Below are 23,606 nucleotides of genomic sequence, written 5' to 3' on the forward strand. Positions count from 1 at the left end.
ACTTAACCGATGGAGGATGAACGATATGAAGATGAAAAAAACGTGGATGGCTTTGACGATGGCGGGATTGCTGATGGGGACGACGAGCGGAGGGACGTTGCTGTCGAAGATCGGGGCTGCTTCTGCCGCTTCTGAGGCTGCTTTCACTGACGTGAAGCCGTCGGCGTGGTACTACGCCTCGGTGGCCAAGCTCGCTGGAAAGGGGCTCGTCAACGGCTGCGGAGACGGCCTGTTCTGCCCCGACCGGTCGATTACTCGCGCCGAGTTCATCAAGATGACCGATTCCGCGCTGGGGCTTCCGGTAGGCGAAGCGGCGGCGGGCCAAGCCTGGCATGTGCCGTACATTCAAGCGGCGGTCAGCGCCGGCGTCCACAAAACGAGCGACTTCAACGACAACTGGTCCCAGCCGATCAGCCGTCAGGAGATGGCGCGGCTCGTCGTACGGGCCGTGGACGAGAAGCTGCGGCAGGCAAAAACAACCGATCCTCAGCTCGTCTATGAAGCGACGAAGCGCGGCATTCTGTCCGGCTTGTCCGGAGGCGAGCTGGGTCTGAAGGAAAGCTCGACGCGCGCACAGGCGACGGTCATCATCGACCGCATGCTGACGCTGCTTGCCGGCGGGACGCTGCCGATGGACAAGCGGGCGGCGTCCTATGCCGAAGTGGCGTACACGGGAACAAACGTCGAGACGATGTGGGGCGGGAAGTTCCGGCAGTTGCCGTTCAAGGCTAACATTCGACCATATATAGATGGTGAGTTTAAGCAAATCATCATTATTGATATGGACGACAAAAACAGTCCTTATATGAATTGGGTACCAAAATCTTCATTTGAACCAGTAAACAAGCTCGATCCAGCAGGCATCCATCGTCTTACCTACAAACCATGGAAAGACGAATACCTTGTCGCATTCAAGGTTAACGTCACGAACACAAAAACTGAAAAATTGAGCATGCCTTTCATGTCTATGATCAGTCTGCCCCATTTCATCTTTGCTTTACACATGCCTTACGGTAGCAAAGGACCCCTTGGATCAAACTGGCACTTTGACATGAGAACGATCCATTCCCAGGAAATATGGGCACTTTATTCAATCAGTAAAGAGAAGGTTAAAGAAGCGTCAACTTACAATAATGTTTTCTTTTATTTCGAATCTTTCGGAAATGATAAACATAAGATTCTGCTTAACGAAGAAGGCAGGATCTTCGGGGGCAAAATTCAATGAAATCAAAAATCAGTGTGATGTTACTCCTTGCGCTTCTAATGCCATTATTTGAGGTTTTCTCCTTCCCTCCAAACTCGATTGCCGAAGCAGCTGAAGCAACCAACTGCAAATCTACTACAATAACCGGCAACGGGGGCGGGCTCCACAACTCAGACATAATTGAAGGGTTAAAAACCGCAACCGTTAAGAAGTCTGGATGCAAAGTAAAGTCCTGGTCTTTTGAAATTAACGGGAATCAAAAGGGCCAATTAGGAACCTACGATGAAGGTAGCGGCCAGATAGCATTACCGCCCGTAAATGGCGTACCCGTCGAGCTCACCGGGCAAAGAGAATCAAGAATGTATTATGATATTTGGCGGAAGTCAGATGGCAAGGGTTGGACAATCCAGGTAGGAGACACTCCGTCCTACACCTTTATAGCTGACTCATCGACTTATCAGAATGGGGTGTCTCAATATCCTGGAGCTATTCCTGAGAAAGACAGTTCAGGACAAACCATCGATTCCAGACTGCGCTATACGGATGGCTCTGCTGCTGCGTGGTCGGATGAGCTGGGGGTGCCTGATTTTTACCGCAAAGACAAAAAAACTACCGATAGAGTTCCAACTGATAAGATTAAACTTTCTTCCGTAAAAGTCATTGAAGCCGAATCTTTAGGCTTTCACGAAGTTACCGCTAAAGGAAATGGAAAGCCAGGTTACGGCTACGTAAAAGTCAAACTGCAATTAAATGCCACTAACAATATAAACGGAGTTCATTGGATAGCCCTCTCTGGCAGTTCAGGAAACGTCCAAGGTAGGCGCTATGAACCAATAAACACCGAAACAACTTGGGCAGCTCTTACCTACGAAATAAGTTATTCGGTAAACGTCATCTACGATCCAATTGACAATTCTAAACCCGATTTAGTCGCAGACAACATCCGATCATCAGGAAAAATAGAAATCGGAAAACCGATGACCTTTACAGCCGACTATCATAACGACGGCGTCGACATCAACAAAGCCTTCACGGTAAACGTAAAAGACGTCGGTACAGGGACGGTCTTGAAATCCGAATCCGTTCCCTCCATGAAGGCGGGGGCGAGCCGGTCGCTCACGTTCAGCAGTACCTTCACGTCGAATGCGCCTAAAACGTTCCGGCTGACGGTCGATTCGGCCAACACGATCGACGAAGCCAGCGAAACGAACAACACGGTAGATGGAACATTCTCGCCGGGCGAAGCACCGACGCCTACACCCCCTCCTCCTAGCAAGGATTTTGGAGGGAACTTTGACGTCACGCCCCCGTCCATCGACTATGGCGACAGCTTCACGCTTCGCCCGAAAGATCCGGAATTCGAGCAATGTAAATATCTGCGCCACATGTACACGTTCAAGCGCGGCTCCAGGGAAGGCGTGACGGGCTGGTTCCACAGTTGGTCCGACACGACGATCGAGCGTAAAGATTACCCAAGTGCCATCAGCACCGGGACGCATCAGGTCTACATGACCCTGATTACCGACTGCGGACAGAAGGAAATCGGCCCCCGCCCGCTGGAAGTCAAAAACCCGCCGAACAACCGCCCGCCGTCCGGCAAAGCCGCCTTTGTTCGGCCCAGCAACCCGACGGTTCCCGTAACCTCCGTTGTTGAAGGCGAAACCATGTACCTAATCGTTCTGCATGATCCGTCCATCCCCTCCCCGTTTGATCCGGATGGCGATGAAGTGACTTTTGATGGATTTGATTTTGCAAACGGGAATAGCGCATGGATAAAGAGCCTGAAAGGAAGATATCCGGAAGGCAGCTGGGGCATGTACGAAATTCGCATGGACACTCCTGGTGTCCACACCGTGAAAGGCACGCTCCGCGATCCGTTTGGAGCGACCGGTGAGGTTTCGGCTTTCATCAACGTCCAGTCTAAAGGCCCTATTCCCATCATCAAGTGCCCGGACGAAGTCATCGAGAACCATTACATACCAGACGCCTTGTTCGACTCCAGCAAAAGCTACAGCCCCGTCTTCGCTGCGATCGATCACAGTCAAGATGAATGGATCGGAAGGCAGTCTTCCTATGTAAACGGAACGCAACAAAACATCACGGTCGAGGTCCAGCTGAACGTCTACGACGTTGAGGGGAGAAAATCAGAGCAGCCGGCCAGATGCACGATCATCGTCAAGCCCGACCTGCCTCCGATCGCCAAGCTCGACGTGCCGAAGCTAGGGATACGGAACGAACCGAACGTCATTTTGAACAAGTCGTTCAGTCCGGACGGCGACCAGATCGTCTCCGCCATCTACCGCTTCAAGTACGACGCGTTGAACAACGGCTTTCAGGACGATGCCTGGCAGACGATTGTCGGATCGAAGGAAAAGGTATCCTTCACGGCCCCTAAAGTCGGCAAGTACCTGTTCTGGACCGAAGTCACCGACGACTTCAACTTGAAGGACAATACGGATGACGAACCGATCGAAAGCTACACGCTGAACATCGTCAACAACGCGCCGGAAGTCTCCTTCGACTTGAAGGGCAAAAACCCGCAGCCGGATCTCGATGCGAGCACGACGATCCGTCCGGAGAAAATGATTACGTGGCCCGTCTATGTAACGAATACGAACGAAACGGTATTTGATCGGTCGCGGCTATGGAGCGTCGACGGAGGAAGCCTCATCGGCGGAGACGCCAAAAACTTCGGAGATGCCCAAAACAACACCTATTCCTTCATGCGCTATGGCGGCGAAGTGGAACTGATTAACGGCACGAAGCCAAACAACGGCTTTGGCGCCAACGCCCTTTCCCCTTGGCGAGCGTTGACGAATACGGCCTATTTCAACGATTACTTAGCGGATGAGAACGGGCGGCAAATCGAGGCGTACAGCATCTCGTACACGCAGTACAATGAAATTCCGAAAGTTCGGTCCAACAAGAAACATGTCATCTTCAGCATTTCTAATTATTCAAACTACCAAGGTAAGATGAAGATCTACGGATTGAATCCTAAGAAACTCTCGCCTCTTGTCCAAGGCAATAATCCTTATGACTGGAAAGCCAAGAAATGGAGCAAAGGAAGTCCGTATGATTATGTCATCAACCTGGGTCCATTTTCACGAAAAATGACATGGGAGCTCTCCGGTCCATACTTGTACGTCGTTCTTTCCTCTGTTGACGATGTCATCATTCGGCGTTACGATGCCGCAAACGGAACCCTTCTTCAAGAAACGACCGTGCCATCCAATATGAACCGGTTCACGGACAAAGTGAACTGGAACTTCAAGGATTGGGTCATTCACTCCACGACTTCTGGAAACGGCGTTGTCTTGAAAATGGAGAGAGATTTCAGCTCTGGCGGCAAAGACAACTACCAGGTCGGGAGCGCGTACGCGCACTTTGTTTCGGTCAGCCCCAACATGACCCTTACAACGCTGGGTTCCATTCAACGGCAAATGAACCGACCGACCCCTTGGGATCTTGCCGATTATCCATACCGGGCCGCGCCGGAGATGTACCTGGATCCCGAAGGAAACACCTACACCCTAGAAGGCTATGGGTATAAGCAAAACGAGTATCGGGACATGACCCTATTCTTCGATTTGACGATCAACAAATACGACAAGAACATGAATCTCATCTGGAGCCGATACTTATCTGAGCCAGACCAGCAGATGGCGCTGAACTCCAATTCAATCGGCATGTTCGCAGGGGCGGGCGGCTATTACGGCTACAACCCGATGTGGATGAACACATTCGCAAACGAGCTTTATGTCGATGTTTATTTCATGGGAAGCGAGCCTTACCTCCCGACGCGAATAACAAAGGTCTTCAACATGAAGTCAGGTGCTACACTCCAGAATTTATCCAACTGGAATAACGCGACCTTCAACTGGGACGGATCTTCTCAGGGGACAGACTTCTCTACTCGGACAGCCGATGGATACATCACGAACTCTACGCCGTACAATCAAGGAAACTGCACAGCCGACGGCCAAGTCTACAATCCGAGCGGTTCCTTGGTGATAAGCTATCGCGGCTGTACCTTCTTCCGCGAATACGTCGGGGATGGATCACTCTTCGCGTTGAAGCGAATCCCGAGAGAAAACTCCGAGCCGAATGCCATGATCTGGTTTACCTCTGGCGCTCCATCGACAACGCCGCTCGTCAAGCAGACGTTCACGAACGGCCAGTTCGTCTCGGACGTCTCGCTGAGCGACGCGGAAATGAAGTACAGCCAGCGCATGCTCGACGTTGATGTAGACCAAGAAGCGATGGGCTTCAGCTTCCGCATGCAAGACCCGCGAAACCGCTATGCCGTGGAGTCGAATGGCCACTCGCTGGATCTTGTGAAATACGTGAATGGCAGCCGGACCGTGCTGCAGGCCGGCAGCTATCCGTTCGAATCGGACGTGAGCTATGGCTTCAAAGTGAAGACCGTCGGCAGCAAGATCGAGGTTTTCCTGAACAACATCCCGATCCTGTCGGCGACGGATGGCCAATTCCTCGAAGGCAAGTTCGGCTACTTCGCGAACAAGGCGTATGTCAGGTTCAGCGCCTTGACGTACAAGGCCGTCGACAGCAAAGTCGAATGGTCGGCCGACTACGCCATTTGGGATGAAGGAACGGCCAAGGCGGAAGTCCAGTACGACAGCATCCAGTTCCTCGATCCGGAGAACGATCCGAAGGCCGGCTCGTACCGCTGGAGCTTCGAGCACACGCCGCGTTTCCTCAACAATCAGGGCCTTTCGGCGCTGCACGGAAAAACGTTCGAGAGCGAGCAGCTCGCCTTCGACAAAGTCGGGGATTACCTCGTGCAGCTGCGAGCCCAGGACGATCCGCATCCGGACTACCGGTATCCGGACAATCGATTCAGTGAATACCGCAAGGAGAGCAATCCGTTCGTAAAGAAAGTAACGGTTCATCGCCGCCCGGTATCGCAGTATACGGTGACGCTATCCGGAGACGGAAAAGTCATCTGGACCGACAGCAGCTACGATCCGGATCGTTACGAAAGCCCGAGCAACTATTCGACCGAAGCAACCGGCATTGAATATCGGTTGACGCGAGGCATTCTGGAGAAGAAGTTCTACTACACGACGCCTTCGGGGGACACCTTCTACGAAAAGCTCGTGACGCCGCAAGAAAAAGGCATGTACGAAATTGGGATGGCCGTAAAGGATGAGTACGGCGCATGGTCGGCCTACACCGTCAAGACGCTCCATGTCACGGTGACGGGCGCGAACAATACGCCGCCAGTGCCTGGCTTCAACCAAAGCCATGTGAACACGTATCGAGGCGTGACGATCACGTTCGACTCCACCGCATGGGACAAAGAGGACGGCGGCCGCGAGAACCTGCCGCATACGTGGTACTTGAGGAATCGGACGACGAACGGAGCCGAGACGATCGCAAGCGGCAGCCGGACGAGCTGGCAAAAGAGCTTTAGCACGATCGGCACCTTTGAAATCCGCCAGCGCGTCGAAGACTCGCTCGGTGCCGAAGCGCAAATCACCAAGACCGTGACGATTCACAACCAGATCCCGTCCGCTCAAATCACCGTGCCGGCGAGCTCCGATCCGAATCAGCCGACCAAACTGATCGAATTCAGGCCGCTTTTCCAGTGGAGCTACTGGGATGCAGACAGCGATGAACAGAGCCGGTATCAACTGAGGATTTATCGCTACGGCGGCGAATTGCTCCGGGATACGGACATTCGGCCGGGCAAGGACCGCAGCTGGCGCCCTACGACCGACCTTCCGGAGAAGGTCAACCTGTACGTGCAGGTCCGCGCCTACGACGGCTTCGATTGGAGCGCCTGGAGTGCGCCGAAGTATTTCTATCTCGAGACGAATCGCCCGCCAGTGGCCGATTTCGACTGGACGCCGAGGCCGGTCTACGAAGGCGACCCGATCCAACTGCTCGACCGCTCGTCCGATCCGGACGGAGACGCGCTTACGGCGAAATGGACCGTGCTCGACCCGTCGGGCCGAACGAGCGTGCATGCGGCTCCGCCGCTCCTTGAACGGTCCTTGCCCGGCACCTATCAGGTGACGCTGACGGTCAGCGACGGCAAGGCGGAAGCGACGGCGGCGAAGCCGATCTCGGTCGTGCCGCTTGGACTGAGCGCCGATGTCGGCCATACGGCGGACTGGAAGGAAATCCATGACCGGCTCGGCCACGAGACGGCGCAGCATCCGAAGGAGTTTTATGCCGGAGAGAAGCTGATCGTGCAAGGCTATCCGGTCCCGGCTCCGGTGCTGCAGGTGACGGCGAGCTTGACGGCCGGAGGCGGGCTGGACGCACGCACCATCCTGAAGCCGGTGACGGCCGATCGCCATTATGCGGGCGAGCTGCATGACGAGCGGTGGGCGCATTTGACGGATGGACTGTCCAAGGGCGACTATACGATCCGCTTCGAGGTGGTGTACCGCAACGGCACGCGCAAGACGGCGGACGTGCCGATCCGCATCATCGGCTCGGCGCTCGGCGCCGCGGGTGTGCACCGCAAGCAATAACGGCGTCAAACTGGACTCGCCGCAGCGGACCTGGATCAGCGGAGGAGCTTGGCGTCGAACGACCGGACCGTCGAAAAAACCTGGCCGCATCCGTGAAAAAAGCCTGGCCGCATCCGTGCATGCACGGATGCGGCCAGGCTCATGTTCAAACGGCCGCCTCCGCGGCCAGGACCAGCTCGGCAGGCGGGTCGAGCTCCTCGTCCTGCCGGACGATGCGAGCCGCCGGCGACTCCGCCGGGGCGAAGGCGAGCCGATAGCGGCCGGGGCCATCGCCGTCGCCCGCCGGCTCGAACGCTTCGAACTGAAGCTCGTACAAGCCGGCGGGCAGCTCGGCTGCCAGCGTTTCCGACAGGATGCTGCTGACCGCGATGCCGCTGCCGTCCGCGCGGAACGGCACGACGATGACGCGGACCGCGTCGGCTGCCGGCTCGGGCAGCCTCTCGTCAAGCTCCAGCTCGACGAGGCTGCGGACATCGCCGAGCGTGCCGAACGAGACGCTGCCCTCGCGCCAGGCAAAGCCTTGGCCGACATGCTCGTCCGTCCAGTCGGAATAAGGATGCTCCTCGCTGCGGTTGTACGCCGCGAGCTGAGAGTAGGATACGAGCAGCTCGGTCGTGCCCAATCGGGTCATGCGGCATCTCTCCTTTTTCAACCGGTTGAATGCGCCGGAATCGGGTAGCTTCAGTATAGCCGATCCGCCGGACGCGGAGAAGGCTCGTCAGCTGCCGTAGGACATGACAAACTTGATCCGCTTGCCGTTCGCGTACGAGGAAAGCTGGTTGCCGACCCATGCCCCTGCGCCGCGGTTGTCGGAGGACGGCACGTAGCGCACGTCCGCGCCTGCACCGCCTTCGTCGCACATCGCCATCGGCCATTCGTCGCGGTCGTAGCCGCTTTTGGTCGGGATGCCCTTGAGCGACTCCTTGCGGTTCGCGTCCGCGCCGGCCCGATCGATCGTGCAGATCGCCGAATGCCCGTCCGCGATCGCGTCGCGGATATGATCGCCGGTCAGCGGGTAGCGGTCGAACGGAAAATAAATGACGGCGTCATAGCCGGCTGCCGCCTCGGTCCGGACGGAAGCGCCCGGAAACAGCGCCGCCATAAAGGCGAGCATCGCGACAAGTCCCCAGCCAAGCTTGCGTTTCCACATAAAAATCCCTCCCAGTCGAATTGGAATCGTCCGCGGCGGCTGAGGACTGAACATCGGTTTAACCGCGCCTGAACGTTCGCTCAAGAGTATAGAGGGCAAAGGCCGGATTGTACATTTAACATTGTGTAAAAACCGCCGCTGTCCGTGCCTATGACTTTAGGCCCATCCCTGCTGGCGGCGCGCTGCCGTATAATCGGAGCGAAAGGAATCGGGCTTTTTGGCCAGCAATGGAGGACGCTAGCTTGACGATCCTGTATCTGTTCATGTTCCTGTCGCTATGGACGCTGGGACTGACGTTCCTTGCCTTCAACTTCCGCCGCAATTTCTGGATCGCGCTGACGATGCTGAGCGGCGGCATGTCCAGCTGCGCCTTCTCCATCCATCTGACGATCCTTCCGCGCCTCCAGCCGCTCGGCTGGCTGACGCCGGACGTCGAGACGATCCTCTATCAGGCGAGCGTCTTCATGATGACCGTCTATCTGTACCTTTTTCCCGCGATCACCTCGCTCGGCGCGCTCTGGATGGGCGGCGTCGAGTCCCGCCGCGCGCGTCACCTGCTTGCGTCCGCGCTGCTGCTGCCCGCCGTCCTGAACCTGCTGCGCCATCTCGAGCGGGAGCCGTGGAACGTCTTCGCCTTCGAGGAGCAGCGCCTGCTTGTCGGCTTCTATCTCGCTGCGGCCGTGTTTTTCTTCTTCCTCGCCTACTGGCGGGACGGCAGCATGTACAGCCTGAGCAACAAGAAACGCGTCGCCTGGCTGTTCTCCGCGGCGGTCGTCTGGGCGTACGTGACCGACTTCCTCGGCATGAAGCGGCTGGAGCTCCGCATGTGGGATTTCCGCCTGGAAAGCAACAACCTGTGGCAGCTGAACGTCATCATGATTTTCAGCCTCGTCGGGGCCATCCTGTACCAGCTCATCCGCAACGGCTTCCTCGGCATCAAGCTGCGCATCGAGCGCGAGCGCCGCAGCTACTCGCTGCGCGCGATCACGATGGGCGTGTCGATCCTGAACCACTCGATCAAGAACGAGATTCAAAAAATCGACTACTTGACGGAAAAGGCGGCCGGACAGCTGGAAAACGGGGAGGCGGAGCGGTCGAAGGAATCGCTGCGGCAGATCGGCGGCGTCACCTCGCATCTGCTCTCCATGGTGGAGAGCATCCGTGAAAAGTCGGACGAGATCGTCCTGCGCGAAGCCGCCGTCGATGTGCGGGAAATGCTGGAGGGCGCGCTCGGGCCGATGCGGCCTCAGCTGGCAGGTCGCGGGACGAGGCTCGAGTCGAGCGTGGAGGACGGGGAGCTGAGAGGCGATCGGATGCATCTGCTGGAGACGGTGTCGAACCTGCTGCAAAATGACGCCGATGCGGCGAAGGGCAAGGAAGGGACCATCTCGGTGCGCGCCTTTTCGACGCGCAAGCGGTTCATCGTCGAGGTGCGCGACGACGGCGCGGGCATCGATCCCGAGCATGCGCCGCGCATCATGGAGCCGTTCTATACGACCAAAAGAAACGCGTCCAACCACGGGCTGGGCCTGTCCTATTGCGCGCAGGTCGCCCAGAAGCACGGCGGAGCGATCGTCTTTCCGCCTGTCGAGCCGGGCAGCGGGACGATCGTGCAGCTGCAGCTGCCGGCATCCCGATTCCGCGCGAGGCCGCCGCTCGCCGCCGCGGAGCAGGCGCGGCATGCCTCCTCGCCGTCCGCCGCAAGCGAGGGCTGACGCCGCAAGCCCGCGCCAGCCGGCTCGCGCGGGCTCAATCATGCTCGTCGTCCGCCGCGCGCGAGGGCTGATGGAGCCGGAACGGCAGCAGCTTGCTGCGGATGCTCTTGATCTGGGACTTGATCGTATGGGCGGACTTGTACAGCCGGTCGGAAATCTGCTGCCGGCTCAGCCCCGCCCGACGCAGCTCGTACACCTCGCGCTCGGTCGGCGTCAGCTCCATCAGCTGCAGCTCGGCCCGCATCGCGCCTGCTGCGTCCGCGTGGATCTGCGCGGCGCCCGCGGCGGCTTCCCGGATCGCGCGGACGATATCCTTGCAGCTCTGCTTGGTCATATAGTTCACCGCTCCGAGCTGCAGCGATTTCAGGATGATCGAGCTTTCCTTGAGCGATGTCAGCATGATGACCTTGACGTCGCGCTCGCCGACGATCGGCCACAGCTCCTGCACCGCCTCCAGTCCGTCGAGCTTGTTGCCCGACAGATTGATGTCCATCAGCACCACGTCCAGAGCCCTGTCAAGCGCTGCCGCTTGCAGGGCTTCTTCTTTGCTTCCGCAGACGGCGGCGACCTCGATATCCGCTTCGGCGGCCAGATCGGAGCTGATGTTTTCCTGCCAGAACGGATCGTCCTCCACCAGCATGACGCGTATGCGGCGCATGCGGACCGCCTCCTCCGAGCTTGTTTTCATGGAGTATATCAAGTCCCGCCTCAGCTGAACAGGGCGAACTTCCATCATCCCCCCGCTGAACATCCGTTCCGAGGCCGGGTGATAAAAGTTCATCCTCCCCCGTCCCCCCTCGGCGCTCCTATAATCCAGGTTGTGCCCGAAAGGAGGAGAGAGCGATCACGATCACGGCGGACATCGAGGCCATCTGCGCCTGGATCAAGGGGCTTGAGCCGAATGCGGCGATCAGCCGGCACGAGCCTCCGGCCGAGCCGGCTCACGGAGACTGGACGGTGGCGCTGCTGGCGGAAGAGCGGCGGCTCGACATGACGCATGCCGTCGCGGCGGAGCGCAGCTATGCCGTCGCCTGCTACCGCTCGAGCGCCGGGGAGGCGGTGCTGGCGCTCGAGGCGCTGATCGCCTCGCCGAGGCCGGCGTCCGGTGAGGAAGCGACCGTCGTGCGCGGCCTGGCTTTGGCGAGGCTGGGACAGTCGGAGCGGCTCGAAGACGGCCTTCATCGCTGCAGCTGCCAGCTGCAAGGCACCGTGCGAGAGCGGCTCGAGCTGCCGACGGCCCCTCGAATGAAGAAGCTTCATCTGAACGACAGCCGGCAAGGCTGAGCGGCATGGAACAAGCAAATCAAAGAAAAGGTGGCGACGAACATGGGCGGTACTTGGGATACGGCAAGCCTGCCGGCGCGTCCGGGACTGTACATCAATTTCGTGAACGCGGCTGCGGCCGTAATCAAAGGAGGAGCGCGCGGCACGGTGGCGCTGCCGCTGCTGAAATACGGCACGGCGGCAAAGGAGAAGTTCTATGCGATCGAAAAGCCGGCCGAGGCGGTCGAGCTGTTCGGCGAGGCGGATGCGGCGCCGGTGCTGCTCATCCTGCAAGGAGGGGCGCGCGAGGTTCTCGTGTACACGATGACGCCGCCGACGGGCGAGGGCGACGCGCTCAAGGCGTCCCGGGCGAAAAGCTTCCTCTCGATGCGCGACCAGCTGGAGGCGAGGCCGTTCAACGTCTTCGTCTATCCGTCCGAGGTGGAGGCGTCGGAGGTCGATTTGACGCTGGCGTGGATCAAAAGCAGCCGCAAGGACGGCAAGCACTTCCTCGCCGTATTCGGCGGCACGAGGGACGAGGACAAGGACCCGGCGCTCGGCAATGCCCGCAGCGTCAAGCTGAAGGACGACTACGCGGTCAATCTGATCACCGGCGCGGAGGCGGGCGGCAAGTCCTACTCCTCGGGCGAATACGCGCCGTACGTCGCCGGCCTGATCGCCGGCACCGGCATCAACAAGTCGATCACCTACGCCCAGGTGTCCGCGACCGACGCGCTGCGGCGGCTCAAGAACAGCGAGATCGCGGCCGCGCTCGAAAAAGGCTCGCTCGCGCTCGTCCATGACGGAGAGAAGGTCAAGGTCGAGCAGGGGCTCGTGACGAGCGGAGCCAAGATCCGCACGATCCGGGCGCGGCAGGCGATCGCGACGGACATTCCGAAAACGGCGGCGGACAGCTACATCGGCAAGCTCGACAACAACGCCGACGGCCAGGCGGCGCTCATCTCCGCCGTGAAGGCTTACCTCGAGCGGCTGGAGCTGGCCAGCGTGCTGACGGACATCGAGGCCGGACTCGATCCGGAGCGCAAGTCCGAGGGCGACAACGTCTACCTGCGCATCGCCTACACGGAGATCGACAGCATGGAACGCATTTTCCTGACCATCGAGGTCTGAGGCAACCGAACCCAAGAGGAGGCATGAGATCGAATGCTGGATCCGACACGCGTCATCAACGGCGCTTACGGCTACGTGTACCATGACAGCAAGTGGCTGACGAACATCAAGTCCGCGGAAGCGAACGTGGAGATCTCCAAGGAAGAAGTGAAGCGCGCCGGAACGCGCTGGACCGCCCACAAGGTGACCGGACTGAGCGGCACCGGCACGATCAGCGGCTACAAGGTGACGTCCGAGTTCGTGGAGCTGATCGGCTCGATCGCCGACGACAAGAAGGGCAGCTTCATCACGGAGCTGATCCTCAAGCTGGAGGATCCCGAGTCGTACGGCGCTTACCGCGTCCGCTTGAAGGGCGTGACGTTCGACAAGATCCCGCTGCTGCACTACGAGGTCGGGTCGCTCGTCGAGGAGGAGCTGCCGTTCAGCTTCACCGGCTACGAGCTGCTCGACAAGCTCGCCGCGGAAGAAGCCTAGATGAATAACGGAGGTGAGACGTTCATGAGCGAAAACCGCCAGACGGCCGTCCTGCACGCGCTGCTGAGCGCCGACACGAGGCCGCAGAAGGACATCCCGATGAAGAGGCTGGGCGTGGACTTCACGATCCAGGCGCTCGACGGCAAGACGATCAGCCGCATCCAGGAGCAGTGCACGCACTTCGCGGGCAAAGGCAGCAAGCGGGAGAAAATCCTCGACGAGGAGCAGTTCGGCGCCCTCGTCATCCAAAAGTCATGCGTCGTGCCGGACTGGACCGCGCGCGAGCTGACGGAAAAATACGGCACTCCGGCCGACGCGATCATGGGGCTGCTGCTGGCGGGCGAGATCGCGAGGCTTTCCTCCGAGATATTGGAGATCAGCGGCTTCGACAGCGACGAGGAAGAAGTAAAAAACTGATCCGGGCGGGCGGCGAGCCCTTCCTGCTCCATCTGATCTTCCAGCGCCACGGCATCGCGCCGGACGAGGTGTACAACAAGGAGGAGCGCTTCAAGCGCTTCATGTACGCCTCGATGATGCTGCAGCTGGAGGAAGAGGAGAAGGCGCGGAAGGCGAGCGAGCGGGCGGCCGCCCGCAGGTAGGATTCGGTCGATCGAAAGGAGGCGCGGGCGGATATGAGCACAGGAGGCGCTGCGCCCGGACCGTCCCAGAACGCCGCGCTGGAGCAGTTCTCGCGGCTGATGGATAAGATTCGCCGTCAGATGGAGCAGCTGTCCAAGTTGGACCCGTTGGGAGCGGCCGGGCGGAGCATAGCAGACAAGCAGAAGCAGGCCAAGGATTTCCTCGAACAGATGAGAAAAGTCCGGAAGGATGCGGGCGATCAGATCAAGGCGCTCGGAAGGGAAGCCGCGGCAGGCACGGCCAAAGCCGCAAATGCCGCCGGCAATGTCGTGAGAGCCGCGGGAAGCGCATCGGCGAAGGCGGTCGGCAATGCCGCGAAGGCGGTCGGCAATGCCTCGGCGAGGGCGTCGAAAAGCATCGTCAAGGGAGGCATCCGCTTCGCGTTCAAGGAAAGGTCGATCGCTCCGCTGACCGGCATGATGAAGTCGGGGTGGGGAGGCGCGAAGGCGCTGGGAGGCAGAGCCAGGAGCTGGGCAGGCCAGAAATGGATGGACTCGACGAAGCCGGTCCGGGAAGGATGGGGCAAGGCGAAGGACGCTGTCTCGCAGGCGGCGGCTCCGGCAAGAGCGTATTTGGCCGAGCATAGCCGGCCGATGCGCGAGCGCTGGGCGGGCTACAAAAATCGCGGCGTGACGGCGGTCAAGTCGTATGCTCAAGGGCTTCGCGAGAAGGGGAGGGGCGTGTACGAGCAGCACAAGGGTTTGGTCAAGGAGCATGGAGCGGCGGCGGCAGCGATGGCCGGAGGCGCGATTGTCGCGGTCGGAACGAAATCGCTGGAGGCGGCCGAAACATTCGGCAAGGCTTCTTCGATCCTGCGGGCGTCCGCCGGAGTGCCTGGCGAGCAGATGGGGGAGCTGCTGGAGTCTTTCCGCAAGGTCGGATCGCAAGTGCCGCAAAACCTGGACGAAGTCGCCAAGGCGATGGGCACGCTGCGCGGCAGCTTGCCGCTCACGGGCGCCGGACTGGAGAAGACGTCCAAGACGCTGCTGGACGCATCTCGGCTGACAGGAGGGGACAGCGCCGCCATGGCGGAGTCGCTGGCCGGCATCATGAACAGTTGGGACGTCAAGCTTGGCGACAGCTCAGGGACGCTCGACAGGTTTTTCGCCGCGAGCCGGGCCGGAAAGACCGATATGGCCGCCCTGATGAAGGGCGTGAGCGATTCGGCCGGCTCGTTCCAGGAGATGGAGCTCGGACTCGATGCCTCGACGGCGCTGATGGCCAAGTGGCAAAAGGCAGGCATCAATCCGATCCAGGATGTGCTGAAAAAAGTGGAAGGCGGAACGATGCAGCTGCCGGAGGGCGGCTTCGAAATCATCGCCTCGCAGATCCGGCAAGCGGAGTCGATCGCCGAAGCGGCCAAACTGGCGATCGGCGTATTCGGCCAAGAGGCCGGCATCGACCTGGCGCTGGCGCTGCGCGGCAGCACCGACGGCTTCAAAGGCATGCTCGGCTCGATGAGCGAGGCGAGCGGCAGCATCTCGGCGCAGTCGCAGCAGCTGCAAAGCTTCGGCGACGGCTGGGGCGCGCTGCAGAACCGGGTCACGATCGCGCTGGCGCCGCTCGGCGAGGCGCTGCTGCCGCTTGGCGAAGGCATCGTCACCGTCATGGAGGTGTTCGCGCGCAACGCGGATATTCTCGGCATCTCGGCGGCTGTCATGGCCGGGATTCTCATCGGCGTCTTCGCGCCGTCGCTGCTCGCTTCGGCCGCGGCCGCCTGGGCGGTGGCGGCGCCGATCCTGGCGATCCTCGCTCCCGTGCTGCTCGTCGGAGCGGCGGTCGCAGGACTGGCCTATCTGTTCAAGTATCATTTCGATGACATCAAGAAGTATTTCAACGACTTTGTCGGCGGCATTCTGGAAAAGTGGAACAAGGTCAAAGGCTTCCTCGGCCTCGGGGAGGACGCGACCGTCACGGTGGCGGCCGCCGGACCTGCCGGCGCGGCCGCCCTGCCCGGCCATTACCATGGCCTCGGCTACGTGCCGTACGACGGCATGGTCGCGCGCCTGCACAAGGGCGAGCGCGTGCTGAGCGCGCAGGAGAACCGCGAGCGGTCCGGAGGAGGAGCCGCCGGGCTGGCGGTGACGGTGACGGGCAATACGTTCCACGTCCGCCAGGAAAGCGACATCGACGGCATCGCCCGCGCGCTCGCGCGTGAAATCCGCGCCGCGGGAGGGCTGATGGGATGAGCGGCATGCAATTTTGGCTGACGCCGGACGGCGGAGGCAAGCGGCTGCGGCTGCCGGTCAATCCGGCCGTCCTGTCGGTGAAGCTGTCGCAGGGCTACCAGGACCTCTCGATCGTGGCGCTCGGCGAGCGTACCGTATTCGGCGAAGCGGGCCTCAGCGAGTTTGCGATCTCCTCCTTTTTCCCCCGCGACTATCATCCTGGCTACTGCGAGCATATGGAGTTCGAGCCGCCCTGGAGCTGCGTCCAGCTCGTGGAGGGCTGGATGCGGGCCCGCAAGCCGGTGACGTTCGACATCACGGGCACGACGGTCGAGGGCGTGCCGACGACGATCCGCTCGTTCTCCTACGAGGAGCGGGCCGGCAGCCCCGGCGACCTCTATTATGAGCTCGCGCTCAAGCAGTACCGCCCGGTGCAGGCGGAGCCGGCCGCAGAGCAGGAGCGCAAGGACGGCTCGCCCACGCCGCCGGCGTTCTATGTCGTCGTCGCCGGCGACAGCCTGTGGAAGATCGCCCAGCGGATCTGGGGCGACGGCGACCGCTGGCGGGAGCTGCATGCGGCCAACCAGGCCGCCATCGGCAAGGATCCGAACCGGCTGAAGGTCGGGCTCAAGCTGGCGGTGCCGGCATGAGCTGGACGCTGACGCATGTGCGGCGTGGCGGCGAGGAGCTGGATCTGAGCGCGATGTGCATGTCGATCCGCTGGTCGGGCGATGTCAAGCAGGCGGCGCGCAAGCTCGTCGTCGAGCTGGTCAACACGGCCGACGGCCGCAGCCGGCTGGCTGAGATCGACAAGGGCGGCGAGCTGCGGCTCGCGGGCGAGTCGGGCGCGGAGCTTTTTCGCGGCGTCGTGTTCGCGGACTCGATCGACTCCGGCGGCCGCATGTCGGCGACGGCGTACGACGAGAACATCTACCTGACCAAAACGAAGGACTCGCGTCTGTTCCGCCGCATGACCGCGGACGGCATCATCCGCCAGCTGTGCGGCGAGTTCGGCGTGCCTGTCGGCGAGCTCGCCTCGACCGGCTTCGTCATTCCGAAGCTGATCCAGCGCGACAAGACGCTGTACGAGATGATGACGAAGGCGCTCGAGATGACGGAAGAGCAGAACGGACGCCGGTTCGAGCTTGGCTCGCGGGAAGGCCGGGTCGAGCTGCGGGAGCGCAGCGCGCAGCTCGTGCCGTGGCGCATCGAGGCGGGGCGGAATTTGCTGTCGGCGTCCTGCTCGCAGTCGATGGAGGAGATGAAGACGCAGGTTAAGGTGATGGGCCTCGACCCGCAGCGCACGGAGCAGGCCGTCGTCGTCCGCAGCGCCGAGCTCGCGGAGCGGTTCGGCGTCATGCAGCATTTCGTCAAGCCGAGCGCGGCGATGAGCCGCTCGATGATGCAGCAGCAGGCCGACGAGCTGCTGCGGCAGCTGGCGACGTTTGCCGACGAGGCCAGAATCGAGGCGCTCGGCATCGAGGAAGCGGTCTCGGGCGCGGTCGTCAAGGTCGAGGAGCGGCTGAGCGGCATCGTCGGCCGGTATGCGATCACCGCCGACGAGCATTCGTACGAGGGCGGCGCGCATCGCATGGCGCTGACGCTGACAGCGATGGAGGAAGCGGACTGAGGATGAAGACGCGCCGTACAACGGACAGGAGGGAAGCAGCATGGACAGAGCAGAAGGTTCGGGCGCGAGCCAGCTCGTGCAGCTCATGCGGAGCATCGGCTGGAACGCGGATACGACGATCGAGCTCGGCACCGTCGTCGCGGAGCCTCCCGAGCTGAAGATCCGGCTCGACCATACGGAGCTGGTGCTGGAGAAGGACGATCTCGTCGTCGCCGAGAGGCTGACGAGCCACATGCGCAAGGTAAAGGTGGACGCGGAGAAAGTCATGAGCGCAAGCGCGGGCTTGTCGCCCTCCTCGGCAACGCTGGTGACATCGGGAGGGACGCTTACGATTACGACGCAGAATTTGGAGATGCAAGCGGGCGACTTCGCGCTTTCGGACGCCGAGCTTACCTACATCGACGAGCTCAAGCCGGGCGAGCGCGTCATCGTCGCCGGCGTGCAGCAGGGCCAGCTGTACCTCGTCCTCGATCGGGCGGTGACGTACTGATGGCGCTGTCGCCGCTGAAGCCGCGAAGCTCGGCCGCATCCGCCGCGCCGCCGGCGCCGCGTCCGTCCCGGACGTACGCGCTCGACTTCGCTGGCGGACAGCTTGAGAACTGGCTGATCGACGGGGAAGAGGCGCTGCGCCAGGCGGTCGAGAAGGCGCTGCGCACGGCGCGCTTCCGCTATCTCGCCTGCGACTGGAGCTACGGCTCCGAGCTCGAGCGCCTGATCGGCGAGGACTTGACGCCGGAGCTGATGCGCAGCGAGGTTCCGCGCGTCATCCGGGAAGCGCTGCTCGCGGACGACCGGGTGCTGGACGTGGTGGATTTTGCCCTGGACAGCCAGGGAGACCGGCTGAGCGCCCGCTTCGCGGTCGTCCACAAGGACGGATTATTGCAGCAGGAGGTGACGCTGCTTGTTTGAGCAGCATACGAAGCAAGCGATTCTGGAGCGGATGCTGGCGGCCGTGCCGCCGGAGCTCGACCGCCGGCCGGGGTCGGTCGTCCACGACATGCTGTCGCCGGCGGCGATCGAGCTGGCCCAGCTCTACACTCGGCTCGGCCAGGCGCTGGACTGGGGGTTCGCCGGACCGCAGCAGCCGGGACCGTATCTCGACCTGCGCGCCGCCGAGATGGGACTGGCGCGCAAGCCCGGCACGAAAAGCATCGGAGAGCTGCTGTTCGCCGGAGCCGCCGGCACCCGCATCCGCGAGGGAACGATCGCCTCGCTGCCGGACGGGACGGTCTCGTTCGCGACCCGCGAGGCGGCGACGATCGGGGAAGGCAAGCAGGTCCTCGTCCGCGCGGTCGCCTCGGAGCCGGGCGCGGCCGGCAACGTGCAGCCGGGCTCGGTCAGCCGCGTGCTGGGCGATCTGGCCGGCATCGTCGCCGTCAGCAATCCGAAGGCGTTCGCCGGCGGAGCGGATGAAGAGAGCGACGCGTCGCTGCTGCAGCGGTACTATGACCGCGTCCGCACGCCCGCCACGAGCGGAAACGCCGGCCATTACCGCCAGTGGGCGCTGGAGTCGGAAGGCATCGGCGACGTCAAGGTGTTCGAGGTGTGGCAAGGAGGCGGCACGGTCAAGCTTTCTCTGCTTGGCCCGGACGGAACGCCGGCCAAGCCGGACAAGGTCGATCTGGCGCGGGCAGCGATCGAGGCGCGGAGGCCGATCGGGGCCAAGGTGACGGTCGCTCCGGCGAAAGGAATCGAGATCGACGTCGCGGCTCAGCTGCGCTTCGTGCCGGGCGTGGAGCTCGAGCCGATCGTCGCCGAGTTCCGGCGGCGGCTGGCCGCCTATCTGGCCGGCCTCGCCTTCAAGAAGGATCGCGTGCCGTTCAACCGCATCGCCGGCATCCTGATCGGCATCGACGAGGTCGACGATTACGTCAGCCTGGCGATGAACGGCGGCAGCGCCGACATCGCGCTGGAGGCGGACATGGTGCCGGTCGCGGGAAAGGTCGAGCTTGAGTATGACGTATAGCCTGGCGGAGCAGATGATGGGCATGCTGCCCAAGTATTACGAGGATGCGCTCGCCGCGCTCGCGATCATCGAGCGCGAGGCGGCGGAGCTGGCGTTCGCCTCCGGCCAGCTGGACGAGGCGTTCCGCCAGATTTTCCTCGAGACGGCGACATGGGGCTTGTCCCGCTGGGAAGAGGCCTGCGGCATCCCCGCGAGCGGCAGCAAGCCGCTCGACCAGCGGCGCTCGCTGATCAAGTCGCGGCTGCGCGGAGCCGGCACGGTGACGCTCGCCGTCATCCGCAGCGTCGTCGATTCGTTCGAGAACGGCGAGATCTCCGTCGAGGAAAAGTTCGGCGACTGGAAGGTCATCGTCACGTTCATCGGCAAGCGCGGCGTGCCTCCGAACCTGGCGGACGTGAAGTCGGCGGTGCGCGAGATCCTGCCGGCCCACCTGCTGCTGGAGTTCCAGTTCACCTATCTGCGCTGGGAAGAGCTGGACGCGGCCGGACTGGACTGGAACGAGCTGGAGCGGCTCGGCTTCAGCTGGGACGCGCTTGAAGTATGGAATCCTGCAGAAGGGAAGTGATCCGTCATGGCGCAGCTGCCTAGCGGACTCAAGACATTCGAGCCCTCGGACATCGTCCGCAGAGCGGCTCAAAATGAAAATATCGAAGCGCTGGACCGGTTCGTCGTCAAGACGAGCTCGGCCAACGTCGCCAAAAACAAGCGCGCCGCCGCGACAGGCGGCGTGCTGATCGGCCTGCCGACCGCCCCGTGGTCTTCCGCGGCGGCCGGGGAGGGAGGGCGCTGGGCGCTGCCCGCCGGCTCCGTTTATCCGCTGTCGCTGACGGTCGATCTCGGCCTGCCTTGCGCCAAGCTGGAAGGAATCAGCTTCGGCGGATGGCCGGTCCAGAGCGCCGCCTCGCTGCCGAAGGACTTCATCGTCGAGGCGAGTCCGAACGGGACCGACTGGGTCAAGACCTACGATCATGCCGGCAAGCCGGCCTATTCCCCGCTGTCGTACCTGCCGTTCTCGGCGAACGCCGATTGCCGCTATGTCCGGCTGACGGTCAAGGCGGCCGCTGCCGCCGACGGCGCCGCTTCCGTCTCCTGCCTGAGCGTGTTCAGCTCGAGCCACGGCAACCGGGATCTCGACCCGCTCGACGACGAGCGCGGCTGGGGGCTCAATGCGCGGCTGCAAGGACTCGTCGTCATGAGCGAGGGCGGCATCGTCGACGACGGGGCGGGCAAGGTGACGCTCGACGGCACGCTCATCGTCATGAATCCGGCCTCGGGCAGCTACATCCGGGTGTCGCGGGGCACATTCACGCTAGGCGCATGGGATTATCTCTATATCGATCTGCCGTTTGGGACGGCAGGCGAGATCGCGGCTCAGAAGGGCGTCTATTTGGAAAACGGACGTCCTTACGACCATCGGAACCGTCTCGTGCTCGCGCAGCGCAACGGAGTCGGCCTGGTCCATTTCAACTTCGCGATCACCTCGCGGCTGGCGGGCAGCAACACGCTCGCCCAGCGCGCGCTGACGGCCGACTACGCGGCGGGGGCGGGCAATGCCGCGAGCGCAGCCAACGCCGACAAGGTGGACGGCATCCATTTTTCCGCCGCGGGCGGCAAGCTGCAGTACAACGACGGAACGGGGTGGAAAGGCGTGGGAATCAAGCAGGTGCTGAGAGGCGAAACGTCGATCGCGAATCCGAGCGACTCCGTCAACGTGCCGATTCCGTGGATCGACCGCTCGAAAAGCTTTCTCCAAGTGACATCCACTTTATATCAGGTCAAAAGCGATGCCGGCACCTCTTCGGGCGTCTACGCGGTGCTGTTCAGCGAGCGGCTCTATCTGTTCGCCGGAGGATTGCCTGCGGGCCGGACGGTTTTCATTTCCTGGGAGGTGATCGAGTTTGCCTAGCTATTACGCGCAAATCGCGGCGGACGGACGGGTCGTCGGGCGCTGCGAATATCCGGAGCCGTTCGTGCACGGCTCGCTCGTGCCGTTGACGGAGGAGCAGTACGGACAGCCGGGCCTGCTGTTCGCCCGCTATGCGGACGGCGTCCTGGCGGGCACGGCGGCGCTGCTGACGGCCGACAAGGGGGAGCTGGCTGCGGACGGCGCGGATGCGATCCGGGTCAGGCTGCTGATCGGAGATTGGATGTCGCGGCTGGACGAGAGCTTCAGCGGCGTCGTGCCGGTGTCGGTGCAGGGCCAGACGCAGCCGGTTCAGGTCAGCGGCGGCATCGCGACGTTCACGGTGACGAGCCGCGAGCCCGGCCTGCTGCGGATCGCGACGCAGGGGCTCGATCGCAACGCGGAACTATACGTCAAGGCGGTGAAGCCCGGTGAGCGATGACACGAAGCGCAAGCTCCGCAAAGAGGGCGCGGCGGCAGCGGGCGAGACGCCGGGCATCGACGGCCGCCAGGCAGGAGGCGCGGCAGCGGGCGAGCTGGGCGGAGGGCTGCTGGAAATCCGCAGCTCCGGCGCGGAGAACTGGGATCTGATGCGCCTGCCGGCAGCGGACTCGCTGCCGGTCGCGGCGAGCTTCGAGGTCGCGGCCCGCGCCGCGAGGCTGATGAGCGAGGAGCTGGCTGAAAGGACGCTCGCGCGAACCGGGCAGACGCCATTCGAGCCGTCGCTGCAGCTCGTCTGCGAGATGCTGCAGGACGTGCTGCTCGGCCAGCAGCTGCTGCTGGATCGGCTGCAGGAGCTGGCCGATTCTGCCGAAGCGGGCGGGATCGTCGAGCCTGCCGCCATTCCATACATGAGCCTCGGCTCGATCCCGCCGCCGGCCGCCGGCGGCGGGAGAGCGTCGTCATGAGCGGAGCGACGGCGTCGGGCTCGACGCCGGAATTCCGGGGACCGCTGTCGGCGGCGAGCGCTGCCGCGCCGAACGCGGCGGTGCGGCTCGTCCAAGAGCGGCTGTCCTCGCTCGGCTACTCGGGCGCGGACGGGGCGCCGCTGAAGGCGGACGGCTGCTTCGGCCGGAATACGCTGCATGCGGTGAACCGCTTCAAGACGCGGAGCCGGCTCGGCAATGCGGGCAGCGCGGCCGGCGTCGTCGGACGCCAGACCTGGGAGGCGCTGTTCGCTTCCACGGCCGTCCGCGAGGAGCGCGTCTCGCGCGAACGGATCTATTACAGCCAGGAGGACCCGCGCTGGCGAAATGTGCCGTACACGATCGGGGGGAAGGAAACGATCGGCAGCTCCGGCTGCGGTCCGACCTGCATGGCGATGGCCGTCGCGAGCCTGACGCGCGCCAGGCCGCTGCCGACGGAGCTGGCGGCCTTTTCCGTCAAGGGCGGGCACCGGACGCGCGCTTCCGGCACGTCCTGGAGCTTTTTTCCGGCGGCAAGCCGCGAGTACGGCCTCGCCTGCAAGGCGACGGGCTCCATCGACGAGGCGCGCGCGGCGCTGCAGCGCGGCGATGTGGCCATCGCCTCGATGAAGCCGGGCCGATTCACGTCGGCGGGGCATTTCATTCTGCTGGCCGAGCCGGCGCGGACGGCGGCAGGGGAGCCGGGCTTCCTCGTCTTCGATCCCAATCCGGACAACCGGCTGTATCGCGGCGCGGTCGACGAGGGCGTGCCCGACGACGGCCGGGTGACGGCGCCGGAAGCGCTGCTGCGGCAGGAGGCCAAGCAGTTCTGGCTCTTGGCGGCCGGTCCGGCCGGCTGAGGGGGCTTGCCTGCCTTTTTTTCAGATGAGGTGCGAGAGCCGGCCGATACGGTTAATATAGGGGGAGATCAAACCGACGGACCGGGAGTGGA

At 62.3% G+C, this 23,606-nt stretch carries 21 protein-coding genes; 18 read left to right on the forward strand and 3 right to left on the reverse strand.

The window, feature by feature from the left end; all coding sequences use genetic code 11:
- Nucleotides 1-25 precede the first annotated feature (25 nt).
- Nucleotides 26-1,225: an S-layer homology domain-containing protein gene (locus B8V81_RS19130; RefSeq protein ID WP_028599606.1), complete on the forward strand. Its 1,200-nt coding sequence runs from the start codon at nucleotides 26-28 to the stop codon at nucleotides 1,223-1,225.
- Nucleotides 1,222-7,710 carry a CARDB domain-containing protein gene (locus B8V81_RS19135; protein ID WP_084137409.1) on the forward strand — a complete coding sequence of 2,163 codons (6,489 nt, stop codon included), beginning with the start codon at nucleotides 1,222-1,224 and terminating at the stop codon, nucleotides 7,708-7,710. Before B8V81_RS19130 ends, B8V81_RS19135 begins: the two co-directional genes overlap by 4 nt.
- 145 nt (nucleotides 7,711-7,855) lie before the next feature.
- On the opposite strand, the gene comJ is transcribed toward B8V81_RS19135, so the two are convergent.
- Both comJ and B8V81_RS19145 read right to left on the reverse strand, forming a co-directional pair.
- Nucleotides 7,856-8,341: a competence protein ComJ gene (comJ, locus tag B8V81_RS19140; protein ID WP_028599610.1), complete on the reverse strand. Its 486-nt coding sequence runs from the start codon at nucleotides 8,339-8,341 to the stop codon at nucleotides 7,856-7,858.
- A gap of 87 nt (nucleotides 8,342-8,428) precedes the next feature.
- The gene (locus tag B8V81_RS19145; RefSeq protein WP_028599611.1) at nucleotides 8,429-8,824 is read right to left on the reverse strand and encodes a NucA/NucB deoxyribonuclease domain-containing protein; all 396 of its coding nucleotides are present in this window, start codon (nucleotides 8,822-8,824) and stop codon (nucleotides 8,429-8,431) included.
- A gap of 278 nt (nucleotides 8,825-9,102) precedes the next feature.
- Between B8V81_RS19145 and B8V81_RS19150 the strand changes: the two genes are divergently transcribed.
- Entirely contained in the window at nucleotides 9,103-10,575 is a 1,473-nt protein-coding gene (locus B8V81_RS19150; RefSeq protein ID WP_180968494.1) for a sensor histidine kinase, read from the forward strand.
- 34 nt (nucleotides 10,576-10,609) lie between these two features.
- Here the strand turns inward: B8V81_RS19150 and B8V81_RS19155 are convergent, their stop codons facing one another.
- Nucleotides 10,610-11,233 (reverse strand): response regulator transcription factor, encoded by a 624-nt coding sequence (locus tag B8V81_RS19155; RefSeq protein WP_028599613.1) that lies wholly within the window; start codon nucleotides 11,231-11,233, stop codon nucleotides 10,610-10,612.
- Between the two features lie 299 nt (nucleotides 11,234-11,532).
- Between B8V81_RS19155 and B8V81_RS19160 the strand changes: the two genes are divergently transcribed.
- From B8V81_RS19160 to B8V81_RS19235, 15 genes are all read left to right on the forward strand, one after another.
- Nucleotides 11,533-11,859, forward strand: a complete 327-nt coding sequence (locus tag B8V81_RS19160; RefSeq protein WP_101808983.1) for a hypothetical protein — start codon at nucleotides 11,533-11,535, stop codon at nucleotides 11,857-11,859.
- Nucleotides 11,860-11,901: 42 nt separating this feature from the next.
- A complete protein-coding gene (locus B8V81_RS19165) occupies nucleotides 11,902-12,969 on the forward strand; it encodes a phage tail sheath subtilisin-like domain-containing protein (RefSeq protein ID WP_101808984.1) in 1,068 nt (355 codons plus the stop codon).
- A gap of 33 nt (nucleotides 12,970-13,002) precedes the next feature.
- On the forward strand, nucleotides 13,003-13,443 hold the full coding sequence (locus B8V81_RS19170; RefSeq protein WP_028599616.1) for a phage tail tube protein: 441 nt from the start codon (nucleotides 13,003-13,005) through the stop codon (nucleotides 13,441-13,443).
- Between the two features lie 24 nt (nucleotides 13,444-13,467).
- The gene (locus B8V81_RS19175) at nucleotides 13,468-13,860 is read left to right on the forward strand and encodes a phage tail assembly chaperone (protein ID WP_180968495.1); all 393 of its coding nucleotides are present in this window, start codon (nucleotides 13,468-13,470) and stop codon (nucleotides 13,858-13,860) included.
- A gap of 215 nt (nucleotides 13,861-14,075) precedes the next feature.
- A complete protein-coding gene (locus B8V81_RS19185) occupies nucleotides 14,076-16,271 on the forward strand; it encodes a phage tail tape measure protein (RefSeq protein WP_101808986.1) in 2,196 nt (731 codons plus the stop codon).
- Complete coding sequence (locus B8V81_RS19190) at nucleotides 16,268-16,900, forward strand: LysM peptidoglycan-binding domain-containing protein (RefSeq protein ID WP_101808987.1); 633 nt, start codon at nucleotides 16,268-16,270, stop codon at nucleotides 16,898-16,900. Before B8V81_RS19185 ends, B8V81_RS19190 begins: the two co-directional genes overlap by 4 nt.
- Nucleotides 16,897-17,880, forward strand: a complete 984-nt coding sequence (locus B8V81_RS19195) for an XkdQ/YqbQ family protein (RefSeq protein WP_043111536.1) — start codon at nucleotides 16,897-16,899, stop codon at nucleotides 17,878-17,880. The genes B8V81_RS19190 and B8V81_RS19195 overlap by 4 nt, the downstream gene beginning before the upstream one ends.
- A 40-nt stretch (nucleotides 17,881-17,920) precedes the next feature.
- Nucleotides 17,921-18,370, forward strand: a complete 450-nt coding sequence (locus B8V81_RS19200; RefSeq protein WP_028599621.1) for a DUF2577 domain-containing protein — start codon at nucleotides 17,921-17,923, stop codon at nucleotides 18,368-18,370.
- Nucleotides 18,370-18,789, forward strand: coding sequence for a DUF2634 domain-containing protein (locus B8V81_RS19205; RefSeq protein ID WP_028599622.1), 420 nt, complete (start codon nucleotides 18,370-18,372; stop codon nucleotides 18,787-18,789). Before B8V81_RS19200 ends, B8V81_RS19205 begins: the two co-directional genes overlap by 1 nt.
- Complete coding sequence (locus B8V81_RS19210) at nucleotides 18,782-19,846, forward strand: baseplate J/gp47 family protein (RefSeq protein ID WP_101808988.1); 1,065 nt, start codon at nucleotides 18,782-18,784, stop codon at nucleotides 19,844-19,846. The genes B8V81_RS19205 and B8V81_RS19210 overlap by 8 nt, the downstream gene beginning before the upstream one ends.
- Nucleotides 19,836-20,411, forward strand: coding sequence for a putative phage tail protein (locus B8V81_RS19215; RefSeq protein ID WP_101808989.1), 576 nt, complete (start codon nucleotides 19,836-19,838; stop codon nucleotides 20,409-20,411). The genes B8V81_RS19210 and B8V81_RS19215 overlap by 11 nt, the downstream gene beginning before the upstream one ends.
- A gap of 6 nt (nucleotides 20,412-20,417) precedes the next feature.
- A complete protein-coding gene (locus B8V81_RS19220) occupies nucleotides 20,418-21,752 on the forward strand; it encodes a discoidin domain-containing protein (RefSeq protein WP_101808990.1) in 1,335 nt (444 codons plus the stop codon).
- On the forward strand, nucleotides 21,745-22,191 hold the full coding sequence (locus B8V81_RS19225; RefSeq protein ID WP_101808991.1) for a hypothetical protein: 447 nt from the start codon (nucleotides 21,745-21,747) through the stop codon (nucleotides 22,189-22,191). Before B8V81_RS19220 ends, B8V81_RS19225 begins: the two co-directional genes overlap by 8 nt.
- Nucleotides 22,181-22,657 carry a hypothetical protein gene (locus B8V81_RS19230; protein WP_101808992.1) on the forward strand — a complete coding sequence of 159 codons (477 nt, stop codon included), beginning with the start codon at nucleotides 22,181-22,183 and terminating at the stop codon, nucleotides 22,655-22,657. Before B8V81_RS19225 ends, B8V81_RS19230 begins: the two co-directional genes overlap by 11 nt.
- On the forward strand, nucleotides 22,654-23,514 hold the full coding sequence (locus tag B8V81_RS19235; RefSeq protein ID WP_101808993.1) for a C39 family peptidase: 861 nt from the start codon (nucleotides 22,654-22,656) through the stop codon (nucleotides 23,512-23,514). Before B8V81_RS19230 ends, B8V81_RS19235 begins: the two co-directional genes overlap by 4 nt.
- Nucleotides 23,515-23,606: the final 92 nt, after the last annotated feature.

Source organism: Paenibacillus pasadenensis, assembly GCF_002864175.1.
Lineage (GTDB): Bacteria > Bacillota > Bacilli > Paenibacillales > Paenibacillaceae > Paenibacillus_O > Paenibacillus_O pasadenensis.

Excerpts from the sequence above, each read along its gene's own strand:
- B8V81_RS19130 (WP_028599606.1), top strand. The coding sequence starts at position 26 with ATGAAGATGAAAAAAACGTGGATGGCTTTGACGATGGCGGGATTGCTG.
- B8V81_RS19135 (WP_084137409.1), top strand. The coding sequence starts at position 1,222 with ATGAAATCAAAAATCAGTGTGATGTTACTCCTTGCGCTTCTAATGCCA.
- comJ (WP_028599610.1), bottom strand. The coding sequence starts at position 8,341 with ATGACCCGATTGGGCACGACCGAGCTGCTCGTATCCTACTCTCAGCTC.
- B8V81_RS19145 (WP_028599611.1), bottom strand. The coding sequence starts at position 8,824 with ATGCTCGCCTTTATGGCGGCGCTGTTTCCGGGCGCTTCCGTCCGGACC.
- B8V81_RS19155 (WP_028599613.1), bottom strand. The coding sequence starts at position 11,233 with ATGCGCCGCATACGCGTCATGCTGGTGGAGGACGATCCGTTCTGGCAG.
- B8V81_RS19165 (WP_101808984.1), top strand. The coding sequence starts at position 11,902 with ATGGGCGGTACTTGGGATACGGCAAGCCTGCCGGCGCGTCCGGGACTG.
- B8V81_RS19170 (WP_028599616.1), top strand. The coding sequence starts at position 13,003 with ATGCTGGATCCGACACGCGTCATCAACGGCGCTTACGGCTACGTGTAC.
- B8V81_RS19175 (WP_180968495.1), top strand. The coding sequence starts at position 13,468 with ATGAGCGAAAACCGCCAGACGGCCGTCCTGCACGCGCTGCTGAGCGCC.
- B8V81_RS19185 (WP_101808986.1), top strand. The coding sequence starts at position 14,076 with ATGAGCACAGGAGGCGCTGCGCCCGGACCGTCCCAGAACGCCGCGCTG.
- B8V81_RS19190 (WP_101808987.1), top strand. The coding sequence starts at position 16,268 with ATGAGCGGCATGCAATTTTGGCTGACGCCGGACGGCGGAGGCAAGCGG.
- B8V81_RS19195 (WP_043111536.1), top strand. The coding sequence starts at position 16,897 with ATGAGCTGGACGCTGACGCATGTGCGGCGTGGCGGCGAGGAGCTGGAT.
- B8V81_RS19200 (WP_028599621.1), top strand. The coding sequence starts at position 17,921 with ATGGACAGAGCAGAAGGTTCGGGCGCGAGCCAGCTCGTGCAGCTCATG.
- B8V81_RS19205 (WP_028599622.1), top strand. The coding sequence starts at position 18,370 with ATGGCGCTGTCGCCGCTGAAGCCGCGAAGCTCGGCCGCATCCGCCGCG.
- B8V81_RS19215 (WP_101808989.1), top strand. The coding sequence starts at position 19,836 with ATGACGTATAGCCTGGCGGAGCAGATGATGGGCATGCTGCCCAAGTAT.
- B8V81_RS19220 (WP_101808990.1), top strand. The coding sequence starts at position 20,418 with ATGGCGCAGCTGCCTAGCGGACTCAAGACATTCGAGCCCTCGGACATC.
- B8V81_RS19235 (WP_101808993.1), top strand. The coding sequence starts at position 22,654 with ATGAGCGGAGCGACGGCGTCGGGCTCGACGCCGGAATTCCGGGGACCG.